The organism is Comamonas serinivorans (genome assembly GCF_002158865.1).
GTDB classification, from domain to species: Bacteria; Pseudomonadota; Gammaproteobacteria; order Burkholderiales; family Burkholderiaceae_C; genus Comamonas_E; species Comamonas_E serinivorans.
Genome location: NZ_CP021455.1, coordinates 3,298,114 through 3,313,728, shown reverse-complemented (window position 1 = coordinate 3,313,728; position 15,615 = coordinate 3,298,114). Strand labels below are relative to the sequence as shown.

The 15,615-nt window shown below is 71.8% G+C and carries 16 protein-coding genes and 1 riboswitch; of the genes, 15 read left to right on the top strand and 1 reads right to left on the bottom strand.

Annotated elements, in window-relative coordinates; all coding sequences use genetic code 11:
- Window positions 1-7 precede the first annotated feature (7 nt).
- Window positions 8-301 carry a hypothetical protein gene (locus CCO03_RS19840; protein WP_157667691.1) on the top strand — a complete coding sequence of 98 codons (294 nt, stop codon included), beginning with the start codon at window positions 8-10 and terminating at the stop codon, window positions 299-301.
- On the top strand, window positions 298-705 hold the full coding sequence (gene arfB / locus CCO03_RS14090; RefSeq protein WP_087282050.1) for an alternative ribosome rescue aminoacyl-tRNA hydrolase ArfB: 408 nt from the start codon (window positions 298-300) through the stop codon (window positions 703-705). The genes CCO03_RS19840 and arfB overlap by 4 nt, the downstream gene beginning before the upstream one ends.
- Window positions 706-985: 280 nt before the next feature.
- Here the strand turns inward: arfB and CCO03_RS14085 are convergent, their stop codons facing one another.
- On the bottom strand, window positions 986-2,434 hold the full coding sequence (locus tag CCO03_RS14085) for an alpha/beta hydrolase family protein (RefSeq protein ID WP_418236027.1): 1,449 nt from the start codon (window positions 2,432-2,434) through the stop codon (window positions 986-988).
- Window positions 2,435-2,711: 277 nt separating this feature from the next.
- Between CCO03_RS14085 and CCO03_RS14080 the strand changes: the two genes are divergently transcribed.
- From CCO03_RS14080 to thiD, 13 genes are all read left to right on the top strand, one after another.
- Complete coding sequence (locus tag CCO03_RS14080) at window positions 2,712-4,079, top strand: FAD-dependent monooxygenase (protein ID WP_169717476.1); 1,368 nt, start codon at window positions 2,712-2,714, stop codon at window positions 4,077-4,079.
- A 127-nt stretch (window positions 4,080-4,206) separates the two neighbouring features.
- Window positions 4,207-5,007: a tRNA (guanosine(37)-N1)-methyltransferase TrmD gene (gene trmD / locus CCO03_RS14075; protein WP_087282048.1), complete on the top strand. Its 801-nt coding sequence runs from the start codon at window positions 4,207-4,209 to the stop codon at window positions 5,005-5,007.
- Window positions 5,008-5,392: 385 nt separating this feature from the next.
- Window positions 5,393-5,779: a 50S ribosomal protein L19 gene (gene rplS, locus CCO03_RS14070; RefSeq protein ID WP_087282047.1), complete on the top strand. Its 387-nt coding sequence runs from the start codon at window positions 5,393-5,395 to the stop codon at window positions 5,777-5,779.
- A 394-nt stretch (window positions 5,780-6,173) separates the two neighbouring features.
- On the top strand, window positions 6,174-6,887 hold the full coding sequence (locus tag CCO03_RS14065; protein WP_087282045.1) for a CoA pyrophosphatase: 714 nt from the start codon (window positions 6,174-6,176) through the stop codon (window positions 6,885-6,887).
- A gap of 39 nt (window positions 6,888-6,926) precedes the next feature.
- A complete protein-coding gene (locus CCO03_RS14060) occupies window positions 6,927-7,940 on the top strand; it encodes a cobalamin biosynthesis protein (protein WP_087282043.1) in 1,014 nt (337 codons plus the stop codon).
- Window positions 7,941-8,050: 110 nt separating this feature from the next.
- A riboswitch (TPP riboswitch) is annotated at window positions 8,051-8,154 on the top strand.
- A gap of 104 nt (window positions 8,155-8,258) precedes the next feature.
- Complete coding sequence (locus CCO03_RS14055; protein ID WP_087282041.1) at window positions 8,259-9,632, top strand: FAD-dependent oxidoreductase; 1,374 nt, start codon at window positions 8,259-8,261, stop codon at window positions 9,630-9,632.
- Window positions 9,633-9,643: 11 nt separating this feature from the next.
- Window positions 9,644-9,766, top strand: a complete 123-nt coding sequence (locus CCO03_RS20610) for a hypothetical protein (protein ID WP_257789717.1) — start codon at window positions 9,644-9,646, stop codon at window positions 9,764-9,766.
- Between the two features lie 519 nt (window positions 9,767-10,285).
- On the top strand, window positions 10,286-10,549 hold the full coding sequence (thiS, locus tag CCO03_RS14050) for a sulfur carrier protein ThiS (protein WP_236903838.1): 264 nt from the start codon (window positions 10,286-10,288) through the stop codon (window positions 10,547-10,549).
- A 235-nt stretch (window positions 10,550-10,784) separates the two neighbouring features.
- Window positions 10,785-11,708, top strand: a complete 924-nt coding sequence (locus tag CCO03_RS14045; protein ID WP_087284705.1) for a thiazole synthase — start codon at window positions 10,785-10,787, stop codon at window positions 11,706-11,708.
- Window positions 11,705-13,384, top strand: a complete 1,680-nt coding sequence (locus CCO03_RS14040) for a thiamine phosphate synthase (RefSeq protein ID WP_087282040.1) — start codon at window positions 11,705-11,707, stop codon at window positions 13,382-13,384. Before CCO03_RS14045 ends, CCO03_RS14040 begins: the two co-directional genes overlap by 4 nt.
- A gap of 144 nt (window positions 13,385-13,528) precedes the next feature.
- Window positions 13,529-14,005 carry a 6-pyruvoyl trahydropterin synthase family protein gene (locus tag CCO03_RS14035; protein ID WP_087282038.1) on the top strand — a complete coding sequence of 159 codons (477 nt, stop codon included), beginning with the start codon at window positions 13,529-13,531 and terminating at the stop codon, window positions 14,003-14,005.
- Window positions 13,980-14,636: a 7-carboxy-7-deazaguanine synthase QueE gene (gene queE / locus CCO03_RS14030; protein WP_087282036.1), complete on the top strand. Its 657-nt coding sequence runs from the start codon at window positions 13,980-13,982 to the stop codon at window positions 14,634-14,636. Before CCO03_RS14035 ends, queE begins: the two co-directional genes overlap by 26 nt.
- A 46-nt stretch (window positions 14,637-14,682) precedes the next feature.
- Window positions 14,683-15,549, top strand: coding sequence for a bifunctional hydroxymethylpyrimidine kinase/phosphomethylpyrimidine kinase (gene thiD / locus CCO03_RS14025; protein WP_087282034.1), 867 nt, complete (start codon window positions 14,683-14,685; stop codon window positions 15,547-15,549).
- Window positions 15,550-15,615 lie beyond the last annotated feature (66 nt).

The following is a 15,615-nucleotide window of genomic DNA, read 5'->3' as shown; positions in this document are numbered from 1 at the left end:
CAAGGCCATGGTTCAGCCCGTTGAAAACGTGATCGTCGGTGGCGCGCAGGTCCGCCAGCACCTGACCGTCTTCGCCCATCCTAGCCCCCGCTTGGATGGCGGCCGGCTGACAGGGGCGGGGGGCAAGCCAGCCATGACGAGCGGCATGGCGCAAGCCTTGGCGTATGCGCAAGCCTCGTCACACACCACCGTGCATGCCAGGGCAGCCGTCAGCTCGCGCCCCGCTGCCGCCACGCTGGGGCCGTTGCAGGGCCGGCATGGTGCCGCGGGCCGGGCCATGGCCGGCCGGGCGCTGGCATGAGCCGGCCCCTGGTCATCGACGAGGCCGAGGTCGAGATCACGGCCATCCGCGCCCAGGGCGCAGGCGGGCAGAACGTCAACAAGGTGGCCAGCGCGATTCACCTGCGCTTCAACATCGCTGCGTCGTCGCTGCCGGACGACGTGAAGGCGCGCCTGCTGGCCTCGCGCGACAGCCGCATCACGCAGGGCGGGGTGCTGGTGCTCAAGGCCCAGCGGCACCGCACGCAGGAGCTGAACCGCCTGGATGCCCTGGCGCGCCTGCACGAGCTGGTGCAGGGCGTGGCGCAGCCGCCGCGCGCCCGCAAGGCCACCCGGCCCACACGGGGTTCGCAGCTGCGCCGGCTGGCGGGCAAGAGCCGCCGTGCGGTGGTCAAGGCTGGTCGCGGCCGGCCTGACCTGTCCTGAGCGGGCTCGTCAAGGGTGCCTGGACAGGCGGGCCATGCGCCGTGCAATCGGGGTCAAGACCATGCACGCCGCGTATGCCCGGAAGTCATCCGTCCAACGGCCTGGTCCGACCGTGGTCACGCAGCTGGCTGTCTCACGCGGGCCGATGGCCACTCAAGCTGCAGCTGCCGCACGTCGTTCAGGTTGCCACGCGTCCAGAAAGCGCTCGGCTGGCCTGCGCCGCCAATACACCCGGCCGGGCCGCTGTGCGTCACCAGCCAGCCCGGCGCGTGGCACCTACTCAGGGACAGGTGGCGGCGTATTGGCCGATGACCGCCCGCAGCTGCGTCGTCGTGGCGCTGTCGTCCGGCCCCAACGTGTTGCGTGTGAAGCGGCAGCCGTAAGTGGGCTCGGCCACGGTGGCGGCGGTCAGCACGTCGTCGCCGGCAGGCTTGGGCCCGCCTTGCTCCCACTGCACCATGTCGTCGAAGGCCTCGACCTGCTCGGCCACGGTGAAGTCGCAATGCGACGCGCCCCGGATGGCCCGCTGCACCAGCTTGCCGCTGTTGCCCTGAGCGGCCACGCGGCGGTTGTAGATCTGCTCCATGCTGAAGGGCACGTACAGGTCGCCCAGCGTGTGCAGCGTGACCACGGGCACGTTGATCTGGCCCGCGGTCTTGGGGATCCAGCGCAGGCCGTCGCGGCGCAGGCGGTTGGCGTCGGGCACGGGGTGGACGGTCTGCACCGCGGCGTTCAGGGCGGCAGATGCAGCGGGCTCGCCGTCGATCACGTAGGTGAAGCGCGAGGTGTCGGTCACGCTGCGGTTGAGGATGCCGTTGACCGTGCCGTCGCTGCCGAAAACGCCCCAGACGGGCGCGAACGAACCGCCCACGGCCACGCCCAGGTCGAACAGCGGCCGTGGACCGCCCGTGAGGTTTTGCACCACCGACAGGTAGGCCAGGCCTGTGGCCGTGGGCACCGACGGGAAGGTGGTGAACAGCGCAGAGGTCACCTGCGTCGAGATGGACGACCAGTTGGTCAGCGGCTGGTTGGGCACGCCAGCCAGGGCCTGTGCGGTGACCTGCGCGGCGGTGAAGTAGTCGAACAGCTCGGTATCGCCCACCACGCCGCACATGGGCACGGCCCCGTCGTAGCGGACCTTGTGGTTGGCCGTGGTCTGGGTTTCGGCCTCGACCGCTGCGGCCGCGATGTGGCCACCCATGGAGTGGCCGATGATGTAGGTGCGCTGGGGCGCGGCCAGTGCACGGCCGCGCTCGGCGGCGATGCGGTTGAAGGCCAGGGCCAGCGCGTTGGTGTCCTCGACGCCGGCGCGCACGTCGTAGTAGTTCTTGCTGTAGCTCGAGGCCGCCCAGGCGTAGCCGTTCTGAATCAGATGCCGGCGGATGGACGGGTTGGAGAGGGTCAAGGCGTTTTCGGTGCCGGCGTAGCCATGGGCGTACATGACCAGGTGGCCGTTCCAGTTGGCCGGAACCTCGATGCGGTAGGCCGAGCCCTGCAGCACCCCGGCCCAGCGGCTGGTCGTGGTCATGTCCACGGTGTCGTCGGCGGTGGCGGCCAGGGCCGCGAAGGTGGTGGCCGTGGGGTCGGCGGGCGCGAAGCTGTTGCGGTTGTCCTGCGCGCGCGTTTCTTCGGGTTCCGGGCTGGGATGGTCGTCATCGCCGCCCCCGCCGCAAGCGGTCAGGGCGGCAGCGGCGAACAGGCTCAGGAACAGCGGGTGCATGGTCTGCATCGGGTCTCCTTGTGGTGGTTCCGGGCACGTAGCGCGGGCAGACTACACCCGTGACCCGATCGTGCCCGTCGGTGACAACCCCATGCGGCGGTCGGTACGCGGGCCGCGTGCCGGCCGCGGCCCGCTTGGCGCGGAGGCTGGTGGGCGCAGCATGGGGCCGCGGATTCAACCCCGTGCACCGGTTCATGAGGCCGGCATGCGAAAAAAAATGCATGCGTTCGTCTGACTCATGTGTGCTGGTTTTCCTGCTCCTGAAATGATGGCAGAATCGTTCGGCATGAACAAACAGATGCTGGTGGCCGGTGGTGGCATTGGGGGCTTGGCCGCCACCTTGGCAGCGGCCCGCGCCGGCTGGGAGGTGCGCCTGTATGAACAGGCCCCCGTTTTTGAGGAAGTGGGCGCCGGCGTTCAACTGGGACCCAACGTCACGCGCATCCTCACCGCCTGGGGGCTGATGCCCGAGCTGGACCGCGTGGCCGCCCACCCCGATCGCATCCAGGCTTTCGATGGCCGCAGCGGCGCCAGCCTGGCGGCCTTGCCTTTGGGGGCCCGCTGCCTGCAGCGCTACGGCGCGCCCTACGTCACCGTGCACCGCGCGGCGTTGCACGCGCTGCTGCTGCGCGCGGTGGCGCCTTTGCCGGGCGTCTGGCTGCGGTTGAACACCGAGGTGCAGGGCTTCCGGCAGCGCGATGGCGTGGTGTCGCTGGATGTGGCCACGGTGCCGGACCCCGCCGTTCCAGCCGACATGGCGGGCGCGGTGGGCGCCGGGCCCGCCACGGATGCCGGCGCGGCCCTGCAGCCGGCGCGTGCCGGGGGCGACGAGGAGGTGTCGGCGAACCTGAGGCACACGACCCGCCCAGCCGAAGCCACTGTCCGCACCCGCTGTCACACGGTGGAGGGCGATGTGCTGCTGGGGGCCGATGGCCTGTGGAGCCGCGTGCGCGAGCAACTGCTGCACGACGGCGCGCCCGCGTTCACGGGCCACCTGGCCTACCGCGCCACCGTGCCGCAGGCGCAGCTGCCGGCGCGGCTGCGCAGCGGCCAGGTGGGCGTGTGGCTGGCGCCCCGGCTGCATGCCGTGGCCTATCCCGTGAGCGCGGGGGAGGCGCTGAACCTCGTCGTCATCGTCGAGGGCGAGAAGCCGGCCGGCGACCCGCGGTCGTGGGACCACAGCGCCCATGCCGCCCAGCTGCAGGCCCAGCTGCGGGGGCACGCCCCGGCCTTGCGGGACTTGGTGGAGGCCGTGCCGCACTGGCGGCTGTGGCCCTTGCACGACCGCGCGCCCATGCAGAGCCCGCACGACCACGGGCAGGGCCTGGTGGCCTTGCTGGGCGACGCGGCCCACCCCATGCGGCCTTACCTCGCGCAAGGGGCCGGCATGGCGATCGAAGACGCGCATGCCCTGGGGCGTGCGTTTGCCATGGCCGAAACCGGTGTGCCCATGGACAACCTGTTGCGCCACTACGCGCTGAACCGCTGGGCGCGCAACGCCCGCGTGCAGGCCCGTTCACGCCGCAACGGTCGCATCTTCCACGCCACGGGCCCGGTGCGCTGGGGGCGCAACCTGGCGATGCGGCTGTTGGGCGAGCGGCTCATGGACGTCCCCTGGCTGTACCGCGGCTTGGATGTGGATCTGAGCCGTTGAGGGGTATGGCTTCGTCCTCGATGATGGTTAATTGATCATGGCTTCATACTGCGGATGAAATGCCGCGAGTCCGCCGTGCTGGCGACGCGCCGTGACAGAATGCGGGCCTTTTCCGCTGGGCCCCGGCATGCGCTTTGACGTCATCACCCTGTTTCCCGAGTTGTTCGCGCCCCTGCTGCAGGCGGGCGTGACGCGGCGCGCCTACGAGAGCGGCCAGGTTCAGGTCAGGTTGTGGCCGCTGCGGGACTTCGCCGAGGGCAACTACCGCCGCGTGGACGACCGGCCCTTTGGTGGCGGACCTGGCATGGTCATGCAGGCCCAGCCGCTGTTGGCCTGCCTGCAGGCCATCCGCGCCGACCGCGTCGCTGGGGCCGATGGGGCCGATGCGGCCGAGCCCGCGCCGCTGGTGCTGTTTTCGCCGATCGGGCAGCGCCTCGACCACGCCAGCGTGGCCGGCTGGGCCGGCTCCAGCGGCGCCATCCTGCTTTGCGGCCGCTACGAGGGCGTGGACCAGCGCTTCATCGACGCCCACGTCGACGCCCAGATCAGCCTCGGTGATTTCGTGTTGTCGGGCGGCGAAATCGCGGCCATGGCGCTGCTGGACGCCGTGGCGCGCCTACAGCCCGGCGTGTTGCACGACGAGCAGAGCCACATGGCCGACAGCTTCAACCCCGCGCTCGACGGCCTGCTGGATTCGCCCCACTACACCCGGCCCGAGGTCTGGCAAGACCAGGCCGTGCCGCCCGTGCTGATGTCGGGCAACCACGCCGACATCGCGCGCTGGCGGCGCGAGCAAAGCCTGGCGCTGAGCCAGCGCCTGCGGCCCGAGCTGGTGACCGCGGCCCGACAGGCCGGGCGGTTGAGCAAAGCCGACGAGGCGTTTCTGCGCGGCTTGGCGGCCACGGGCCGGCAAGACGCCCAATCCTGAAGGGCGGGCGCTGCCGGTGGCGTTTGCGTTAAGCCAAGGAGCAGGGCCCCGTGCTGCAGCAGCGGTGATCCGCAAGCCGGCATCGACAAGGTTCGTGCCACGGACGCCTGCGTGACGCCCAAAGGCAAGGTATGGCGAGGGGGCGGGCATTGTCTCGGCGTTCAGTCGGCCTGCGGGTCTTGCGTCGGACGGGCCCCGACTGGCGCACCGGGCGGGCTGTGCAGTAGAATGGCGGGCTTTGCGATCCTCTGTCAGCCGCGGCGCTTTCGCTGCATGCAGTCCCTGCGCCTTGCGCAAACTGCCTCGAAGGCAAGCCGAAAACCCTGGTTTTCGCCGCCACGCCGCCCCTAGTGCAGCTGGGCATGATCACATCGGAGCCTCAGACATGAATCTGATCCAAACCCTTGAGCAGGAAGAAATTGCTCGCCTGAACAAGACCATCCCCCAGTTCGCCCCTGGCGACACGGTGATCGTCAGCGTGAACGTGGTGGAAGGCTCGCGCAAGCGCGTGCAGGCCTACGAAGGCGTGGTGATTGCCAAGCGCAACCGCGGCCTGAACAGCGCCTTCACCGTTCGCAAGATCTCCAGCGGCGAAGGCGTGGAGCGTACGTTCCAGACCTATTCGCCCCTGATCGCTGGCGTCGAAGTCAAGCGTCGTGGCGATGTGCGCCGTGCCAAGCTGTACTACCTGCGTGAGCGCAGCGGCAAGTCGGCCCGCATCAAGGAAAAGCTGCCCGCCCGCGTCAACAAGGGCGAAGCCGCTCAGGCCTGATCGGGTGTGCCGGTGGCGTGAGCTGCCGACCCCCTCGAAAGCCGCAGACAGCCGTCTGCGGCTTTTTTTGTGGCCGGTCATTTTTGGAGTATGGGTCGATTTCCGATGAATGAACAACGGATGTCGGTGCATACTGCGTGTGACGTCGGCGCCAAGCACGCACGATCATGCAGCGCCGCTGCCTGGCGATTGGCCGCGCAGGGCTGGGGGCGCAGCGGCTGCCTCTGGTGGCCGGCGGTCTGTCGCGGGCCGCGGCCGCGTCAGAGCCCGCACGCGCGACGAGGCATGATGCGGCCTGCCGCGTTGTGCACCCCGGAGGGTGGCCACGCCCCGCAGATGCCGCGGGTTGCCCCTGCAGACCACGGCGCGAGAGAGAACCCCGCGAACCCACGCCATGAGCCAAGTCAACGTCAACCTGCCCGCGCCGCTGTCGCGCATCCCTCAGTTCGATGCCCGCAAGGTGCCGGTCGTGGCCGTGGACGACGGCTTGCCAGCCATTCCGGCCGCGGCGCTGACGCCCGAGGCCCTGCGCCGACGCTTCACCCGCGACCTGAGCTGGACGCCGGAAATCCGCCGTGAAACGCAGTTCACCCAGGCCGAGGCGGCGCCTGCGGCCGTGCTGGTGCCCATCGTCATGCGGCCCCAGCCCATGGTGCTGCTCACCCAGCGCTCGACCAAGCTGAGCAAGCACTCGGGCCAGGTCGCGTTTCCGGGCGGGCGCGTCGATCCGGGCGACGCCTCGATCGAGGACGCGGCGCTGCGCGAGGCGCTGGAGGAGGTGGGCCTGGACCCGGCCCGCGTCGAGGTCATCGGCGCCTTGCCGTCGTACACCACGGGCACGGCCTTCGTCGTCACGCCGGTGGTCGGGCTGGTCAAGCCGCCGCTGGACCTGCGCATCAATCCGCAGGAGGTGGACGTTGCCTTCGAGGTGCCGCTGGCTTTTCTGATGAACCCGGCCAACCACCGCCACCACGAGTACGTGGCCGATGGCGTTCGCCGCAGCTGGCTGTCCATGCCGTACATGGATGACGGCCACGAGCGCTTCGTCTGGGGCGCCACGGCCGGCATGCTGCGCAACCTCTACCGTTTCCTCAGCGCCGAGCAGTGAACGTTCGCGAGCGGCGATGAACGTGGTGGATCTCCTCCCATGAGCCTGTTTGCCCTGGTCCTGGCCTGGCTGGTGGAGCAGGTGCGCCCGCTGCGCCACGGCAGCTGGCCCAACCGCGTGCTGCGGCGCTGGGCGCGCTGGGTGGCCCGCAACGTGGACACCGGCAAGCTGGTGCATGCGCGCGTGGGCTGGGTGCTCATCGTCGGCGTGCCCGCGCTGGCCTGCACCCTGGTGCACTGGGGGCTGCAGCAGCTGCTGGGCTCGTTCGTGGCCATGCTGTGGGATGCACTGCTGCTGTATGCCTGCCTGGGCTGGCGCAGCTTCAGCCAGCATTTCATGGCCATCCGCAATGCCCTGGCGGATGGCGACGAAGAGCTGGCGCGGCGGCTGCTGGCGGCCTGGCAAGGGGTGGAAACGGCCCGCGTGCCAGGCACCGAGATCGCACGCCACGCCATCGAATACGCGGTGCTGTCGGCGCATCGCCACGTGTTCGGTGTGGTGGCCTGGTACGGCTTCACGGCCATGCTGGGGCTGGCCCCGCTGGGGGCCGTCATGTACCGCCTGGCCGAGGTGACCATGCGCGACGCGCGCCTGCGCCACACCGTGCTGGCCCTCAGCGAGCGCTCGCTGCTGGCCGAGGTGGCCGAGCGCGCGTGGCAGGTGCTGGACTGGGCGCCAGCCCGGCTCACGGCGCTGAGCCTGGCCGTGGTCGGCAACTTCGTCGAGGCCGTCAGCAGCTGGCGCAGCCACGCCCAGCAGGCGCCCATGGACAGCGACGGCCTGCTGCTGACCGCGACCGCCGGGGCGCTCAACATCCGCCTGGGCGGGGCCAGCCTGGCGCGGCTGGCGCCCCCCGGCCATGCCAGCGCGCGCGACCAGGCCTGGTCCACGGCCGACGCGATCTTCACGCCCCAGCTCACGGCGCAGACCGGCACGCCCCACCGGCGCGAGCCCGAGGTGCCGCGCATGGGCGAGGTGGCCAAGCTGCTGTGGCGCAGCCTGGGCGTGTGGCTGCTGCTGCTGGTGCTGCTGGCCCTGGCGCGCTTGCTCTGACGGGCCGTGGGGTCGCGCCCGACGGCGGCAGGTCGCAGCCAGGGGGCTGGGGTATCATGCGCGGCTTGGGAACCGCTGCCTCATCGGCTCGATGGCGGCTCGGTTCCCTTGGCCTTTAACCGGGGTGCAGGCCGGCCTGCTGAGATGGCGATCACGCCAAACCCGCGAACTTGAGACGGTTTGTACCGGCGGAAGAAGCTAGAGGACCAGCGACGGCGCGCCCAGCCATGACGGCGCCCGATCCGGCCGGTTTGCCCCTCCGTCAGGCGCTCCGCCATGACGTGAATGACACCGCTTGACTCCGTTCCCCCTCGCACGATGACTGGTGATCGCCAGGGCGGCAGCCTGCGCGGCGGCGCGCGCCACATCGGCATTGCCGGTGCGGGTCTGCTGGGCCGGCTGTGTGCCTGGCACCTGGCCAGCCAGGGCTTGAGCGTGGACGTGTTCGACCCGGCGCCCGATGCCGGCCCGTGCTTTGCCGACCGTGCGCAGCCCCGGGTGGGCCTCTCGCCGGCCTGGACGGGGGGCGGGGGCGCTGCCGACCCGGTCTGGCCGCAGGCCGCGGGCTTCACCGCCGCCGGCATGCTGAGCCCCATCGCCGAGCTGGACAACGCCGAGCCCGCGCTGGCCGCGCTGGGCTGGCGGTCCATCGTGCTGTGGCGCGCCATCACCCAGGCGCTGGGCCGCACGCCCGGCAGTTTTGCGCCGTTCTACGCCCAGCGCGGCTCGTGGATGCTGGCGCACCGACCCGACCTGGGCAGCGCCCAGCGCGTGCTGGCGCGGCTGGCTGCGGCGGGGCGCAGCGCCGCCTGGCAAGAGGCAGTATCCCTGGCTTACCGTCGATTTTTGATCGATGATGACGCCATACCTGCATTGGGTTTGACCGAGGCCAGCGCCCAGGGCATGCCGCAGGCCTTGAGCCTGGCGCAGCTGCAGGCGCAAGAGCCCAGCCTGGCCGGCGCCGCCCACGCCTGGTTCCTGCCGGCCGAGGGGCAGCTGGACACGGCCAACACCCTGCTGGCCCTGGTGCTGGCGGCGCGCACGCTGAGCGGCCCCTCGGGTCCGGGCCGCGTGAACTGGCACTGGGGCGAGCGCGTGACGCAGGTGGGCGAAGACGCGCGGCTGCACCTGCACGGCCCCGGGGGCGAGCGCGTGGCCACCTTTGACCAGGTCATCGACACGCGGGGCCTGGGCGCCCGGCCCGACCTGCCCATGCGCGGGGTGCGTGGCGAGCTGGTGTGGCTGCACGCGCCCGGCCACGGGCTGACGCGGCCGGTGCGCCTGCTGCACCCGCGCCACCGCGTCTACATCGTGCCGCGCCCGGGCGACCTGCTGCTGGTGGGCGCCAGCGAAATCGAAAGCGAAGACCGCTCGCCGGTGTCGCTGCGCTCGGCGGTCGAGCTCATGGCGGCGGCCCACAGCGTGCTGCCGGCTGCGGCCGAGGCCCGCGTGGTGCGCCTGGACGTGAACCTGCGCCCGGCCTTGCCCGACAACGGTCCGCGCATTGAGGTGGCGGGCCGGCGCCTGCGCATCAATGGCCTGTTCCGCCATGGCTGGCTGCTGGCGCCGGCGCTGCTGCAGCAGGCCCTGCAGGCCGCAGACCTGCCGACCACGCTGGCCGGCGTGGCGCTGGACGAGGTCGGTGGCCTGGGCGAGGCGCCGTGGCTGCACGCCGCGCAGGCCTGCGCATGAAGGACGCCGCCATGGACACCATCTACGGCACCACGTCGCCGCGCTGGCGTGGCGGGATCTGGTTGACGAACCTGAACGGGCCCGGCACCCCCAGGTGCGGGTGGCAAACGGCGGAGGGGAACCATGTGGCGTGACGCAAGGCGATGGGTGGTGCAGGCCCCGCGGCACCGGGGCGGCCTGCGTGGCACGGCAGCCCGAGTTGCTGGGCGAGTTGCGTGGGTCTGGCTGGCCGCGAGCCTGTGGGCCGGCCTGATGGCGCCTGCGGCTGCGCAAGGGCTGTCGATCCAGCGCGAGGGCGCGGCCGGGCTGGGCAGCGGCGGGGGCCTGGGTGGACTCGGTGGGCTGGGCGCCACGAGCGGCCCGGCTTCGGGGCACGGCAGCTCGGGCGGTTCGCTGTATGGGCTGTCGCCGGGCGGTGCGACGCCGGGTGCGCCGGCGGCGGACGCGCGCGCACCGGGTGCATCGGGGCAGGCGGCGTCCGGGTCAGCCAACCGGCCCACGCGGGGTTCAACCCCCAGCCGACCTCAGGGCCGATCCAGTCGGTCGGCCCCATGACCTGAACGAGACCGTGGCCTGCTGGGGCAGGGCTGGCGGCGCCGGATGGCGCGGTCGCACAGCCTGCCGGCAGCGCCCCCCCTGAGTAGGAGAAACGCATGAACACCCCCGACACCGCCTGCCACATCGCCGACACCGCCGATGCGCTGGCCCCCCGCGCCGCGATCGCCATCCAGCTCGATGGCCAGCCGCGCTTCGTGCCCGATGGCTGCACGCTGGCCGATCTGGTGGCGGCGCTGGGCCACGCGCCGCAGGCCGTGAGCACGGCGGTGAACGAGCAGTTCGTGCCGCGCGGCGGGCGCGCGCGCGCGCTGGCGGCCGGCGACAGCGTGATGCTGTTCCAGCCCATCGTCGGGGGCTGAGCAGGCCGCGCCGGTCCGGGCTGCGACCCGTGTGCGTCGGCTGGCGCCGCAGGTGCAACGGCGGGCGCAAGGGCGGGTGCAACGGCGACGGCCGCCGCAGGGGACAATCGCACGGCCTGGGCGAAGCCGCTACCGGCGATGTGAGACAAGGTTTGAGGCAGTATCAGGCTGTTTCCGTTTAAATTAAAACGGAGATCGGTGCATACTGCTTGATTGAGAAACGATGGTTGCCAACATGAATTCCGCAGAAACAAGCCCGCCGTCGGCGGCGGCCGAGCCGGCCGGCTGGGTCACGGCGCAGCGCGGTGCCGATCACTGGCAGGTCGGCGACGTGACGCTCACCAGCCGCTTCCTGCTGGGCACGGCCGGCTATCCCTCGCCCAAGGTGCTGGGCGACGCCATCGCGGCCTCGGGCTCGCAGGTCGTCACCGTGGGGCTCAAGCGCCAGCTCAGCGCTGCGGGCGACAACGGCTTTGTGGACATCATTCGCGCCGCGCTGGCCGGCCAGGGCGCGCGCCTGTTGCCCAACACGGCCGGCTGCCGCACCGCGCGCGAGGCCGTGCAGCTGGCCCACATGGCCCGCGAGCTGTACGACACCGCCTGGCTCAAGCTCGAGGTGGTGGGCGACGAGTACACGCTGCAGCCCGACCCCTATGAGCTGGTGGTGGCCGCGCAGGAGCTGGTGCGCGAAGGCTTCACGGTCTTTCCCTACTGCACCGACGACCTGGTGACCTGCCAGCGCTTGCTGGACGTGGGCTGCCCGCTGCTGATGCCCTGGGGCGCGCCCATCGGCTCCGGCCAAGGGCTGGTGAACCCGTTCGCACTGCGCACGCTGCGCGAGCGCCTGCCCGACACCGTGCTCATCATCGACGCGGGCATCGGGGCGCCCAGCCACGCTGCCCAGGCCATGGAGCTGGGCTTTGACGCCGTGCTGCTGAACTCGGCCGTGTCCCAGGCCAGCGAGCCGGTGCGCATGGCGGGGGCCTTCCGCCAGGCGGTCGAAGCGGGGCGCGACGCTTGGTTGGCCGGCGTGATGGCCAAGCAGGATTACGCCGTTGCCTCGACCCCGGTCACGGGCAACCCCTTTTTGCTGAACCCCGCCGCGTCGGCCGGCGGCCTGGTGCTGCCGGGCGCGGGCTCGGCCGGGGGCACGCGATGAGTCCGGGGCCCTTCAGCCGGCCGGCACCGCTGCTGCCACTGGACGAGGTGCCGCGCACGTCCCGGCCGGCGGCTGCCACGCGGGCGGCGCCGGGTGCACACGGCCCGGTGCGCATCGCCATCGTCGCCGCCACGGCGCACGAGGCGGCGCAACGCCAGCAGGTGCTGGTGCAGGCCGCCGCCGCCTGGCAGGTGCCGGCCTGGGTGCAGGTGCTGGGCGCCGATGAACTGGCCGGTGCAAACACCGCACCGCACGTGGCCTGGGTGCACAGCGCCGCGCCCACAGTGGCCCTGGCCACGGCCTTGCGGCGCTGGCGCGAGACGCAGCCCGTCGCCGTGCTGATGGACGGTGCGCTGCCGCAGGGCGAGGCCTGGGCCTGCCTGCTCGAAGCCGGTGATGTGCTGATGGGCAGCAGCGCCGACCTGTTGCGTTGGCTGGCCGGCCGCAACGGCGCGGCCCTCGACAAGGCCGTGCCGTCGGCGCCATTCCTGGTCGATGCCTGGCGCAGTGCCAAGGCCAGGCTGTGGCCCACGGGCATGCCCGCGCCCAGCGCCTGTCTGCGCCAGGCCGGGGGCGAACGCCAGCCGGGCCGCGCCGACGAGGGCCTGCAGTGGCTGGACAGCGCCTCGGCCCAAGGCTGGCTCAACCCCGACCCGGGCCTGCGCCGGCATTGGACGGCCGACGCCGACGCGGGTTGGCGCATGCAGGCCGGCGCCACCGTGCTGGCGCTGGCCAAGGGCTTTGTCGCGGCCGATGCCATCACCCTGGGCCTGACGCTGGACCCCGCGGGCCGGCGCTGCCCCGTGCCCCTGTTGAGCTGGAGCGCGGTGCCGACCTTCACGCACGACGACGGCAGCGTGCCGCACACCCCCATGCCTGCGGCCCCCAGCATCTACGCCATCGTCGACAACGCCGAGCGCCTGGCGCGCTGCGCCGAGCATGGCGCCCAGATCGTGCAGCTGCGCACCAAGCTGCCGCCGCACCCCACGCCGCAGGACCAGGCCCGGCTGCGCCAGGCGATTGCCGGCAGCATCGAGGCGGCGCACGCGGCCGGGGCGGCGCTGTTCATCAACGACCACCGGCAGGCTGCGTTGGACCTGGGCGCCAGTGGCCTGCACCTGGGCCAGGAAGACCTGCTGGCCCTGACCGAGATGCAGCGCGCCAGCCTGCGCCAGCCCCGTCTGGCCAGCGAGGGCGGGCGGTTGCTGGCCGTGGACTGGGCGCAGGCGCCGGGTGATGCGCCCATGCGGCTGCTGCACCTGGGCATCAGCTCGCACAGCGTGTGGGAGCTGGCGCGTGCGCGTGCCCTGGCGCCGGACTACATCGCCTGCGGCCCCGTCTGGGCCACGACCACCAAGGACATGCCCTGGCACCCGCAAGGCCTGCGCAACCTGCGCTGGTGGGTGGCGAACGCCGGCTGTCCGGTGGTGGCCATTGGCGGCATCTTGTCGGCCGAGCAGATCCGCGACACCGCCGCCTGCGGCGCGGCCGCCGTGTGCGTGGTGCGCGGCCTGGGCGACGACCCCGCGCGCACCCTGCCGGCCATGCAGCAGGCGCTGGCCGAGGGCTGGGCCCGCGCCCAGGCCGATCGGTCTGCCGCGCCGGTGCTGCCGCACCCCTCGCTCGCTTCGGGCTTCGGGGTGCACGATGTGCGTGAAGCGCACGATGCGGTGTAAGGCAGCGTCCATGGCCATCGACCTGACGACGGGCCGCCCGGTTCGCCATATGGCTGGCCATGCGGCCCGTGCGCGGCGGCGGCAGGGTGGGGCGTGTGTGCAGGGGCACGCGGCTCGTCCCGCCACGGGGACCGAGGGGCGCGCATGAGCTACCGATCGACCAAGACCTATGGCCACGAGGTGGGCCTGTCGGTGGCGTTTCGCCAGTGGCGGGCGGCCTCGCACTGCCGCCTGTTGCACGGCTACTCGCTGGCGTTTCGCTTCGAGTTCGAGGCGCATGCGCTGGATGAGCGCCACTGGGTGGTGGACTTTGGCGGCCTCAAGCCGCTCAAGGCGATGCTGGAAGCCACCTTTGACCACAAGACCGTGGTGGCCGCCGACGACCCCGAGATCGCCTGGTTTGAAGAGGCGGCCCGGCGCGGCCTGCTGGAGCTGGTGGTGTTGCCCGGCGTGGGCTGCGAAAAGTTCGCCGAACACGTGCACGGCCTGGCCACCGCGTGGATGCGCGCTCAAGGCCTGTCGCCGCGCTGCCGGCTGGTGTCGGTCGAGGTCAAGGAGCACGGCGCCAACAGCGCCATTTACCTGGGGGCGGACCATGCTGCCAATCAACGAGGTGTTTGAAACCATCCAGGGCGAGGCCTGCATGACCGGCACGCCGTCCGTGTTCCTGCGCCTGCAGGCCTGCCCCGTGGGCTGCCCCTGGTGCGACACCAAGCACACCTGGGCGTTGGACCCGGCGCGGCAGGTGGCCGTGGCCGACATGCTGGCCAAGACCGACGATGCCGACACCTGGGCCGCCATGGAGGTGGATGAGCTGCTGGCCACCGTGCAGGCCTTTCGCGCCCGGCACGTGGTGATCACGGGCGGCGAGCCGGCGCTCTACGACCTGGTGCCCTTGACCACGCTCTTGATCGCGCACAGCTACTCGGTGCAGATCGAGACCTCGGGCACGCACCCCATCCGGGTGCACCCCGACACCTGGGTGACGGTGAGCCCCAAGCTCGACATGCCCGGTGGCCTGCCGGTGTTGCCCGAGGCGCTGGCGCGCGCCAACGAGGTCAAGCACCCCGTGGGCAAGCCTGCCGACGTCGAACGCCTGCTGGGCCTGGACCTGGGCCGCGTACCCCGGTCGCTCATCTGGCTGCAACCCATCAGCCAGAGCCCCAAGGCCACCGCGCTGTGCGTGGACGAGGCCACGCGCCATGGCTGGCGTGTCAGCATCCAAACGCACAAGTTCCTCGGCGTGCGGTGACGCTCATGCCGCACCGTCCGATGCCGTCCTTTTCTGTCAGTCCGCCATGACCTCAGCCCCCGCTTCTCCCCTGGCTGCGCCGCCCGCGCAACCGCCACGTTACGTGCGCGTGCTCACCATCGCCGGCTCCGACAGCGGCGGCGGTGCTGGCATCCAGGCCGATCTCAAGACCTTTGCGGCGCTGGGCTGCTATGGCATGAGTGCCATCACCGCGCTGACGGCCCAGAACACGCGCGGTGTGCAGGGCATCCACGGGGTGCCGCCCGAGTTCGTGCGGGCGCAGATCGATGCCGTGGTGGGCGACATCGGCGTCGACGCGGTGAAGATCGGCATGCTGGCCACGCCCGAGGTGGTGCATGCGGTGGCCGACGCCATCGAGGCCCACGGCCTGCCGCACGTGGTGCTGGACCCCGTGATGGTGGCCACCAGCGGCGATCGCCTGATCGCCGAGTCCACGGTGGCGGTGCTGATCGAGCGCCTGTTTCCGCTGGCCGAGCTCATCACCCCCAACCTGGACGAGGCCGAGCTGCTGCTGGCGCAGGCCATCGACCACGCCCAGGGCCTGGACGAGGCCGCCCAGGCGCTGCGCGCGCTGGGCGCACCGGCGGCCCTGCTCAAAGGCGGGCACCTGCCGGGCGACTGGGTCGTCGACGTGCTGGCCACGGCAGGCGGCTGCGAGCGCCTGGAAAGCGCGCGCATCGTGACCCACAACGGCCACGGCACGGGCTGCACGCTGTCGTCCGCCATTGCCGCCCACCTGGCGCTCGGCCATGGCCTGTCCGAGGCCGTGGGCCTGGCGCGCGCCTACATCCTGAACGCCATCGCGGCCGGCGCCGACGTGGTGACCGGCCACGGCCACGGGCCGCTGAACCACGGCTTCGCACCCGTGGCGCAACGCATCGGGCGAGCGTGAGCCGGGATGCGGGCCGGGCGTGGGGGGCGTCGTGGCGTGGCATGCGGTGGAGCCTACTTGTCATGG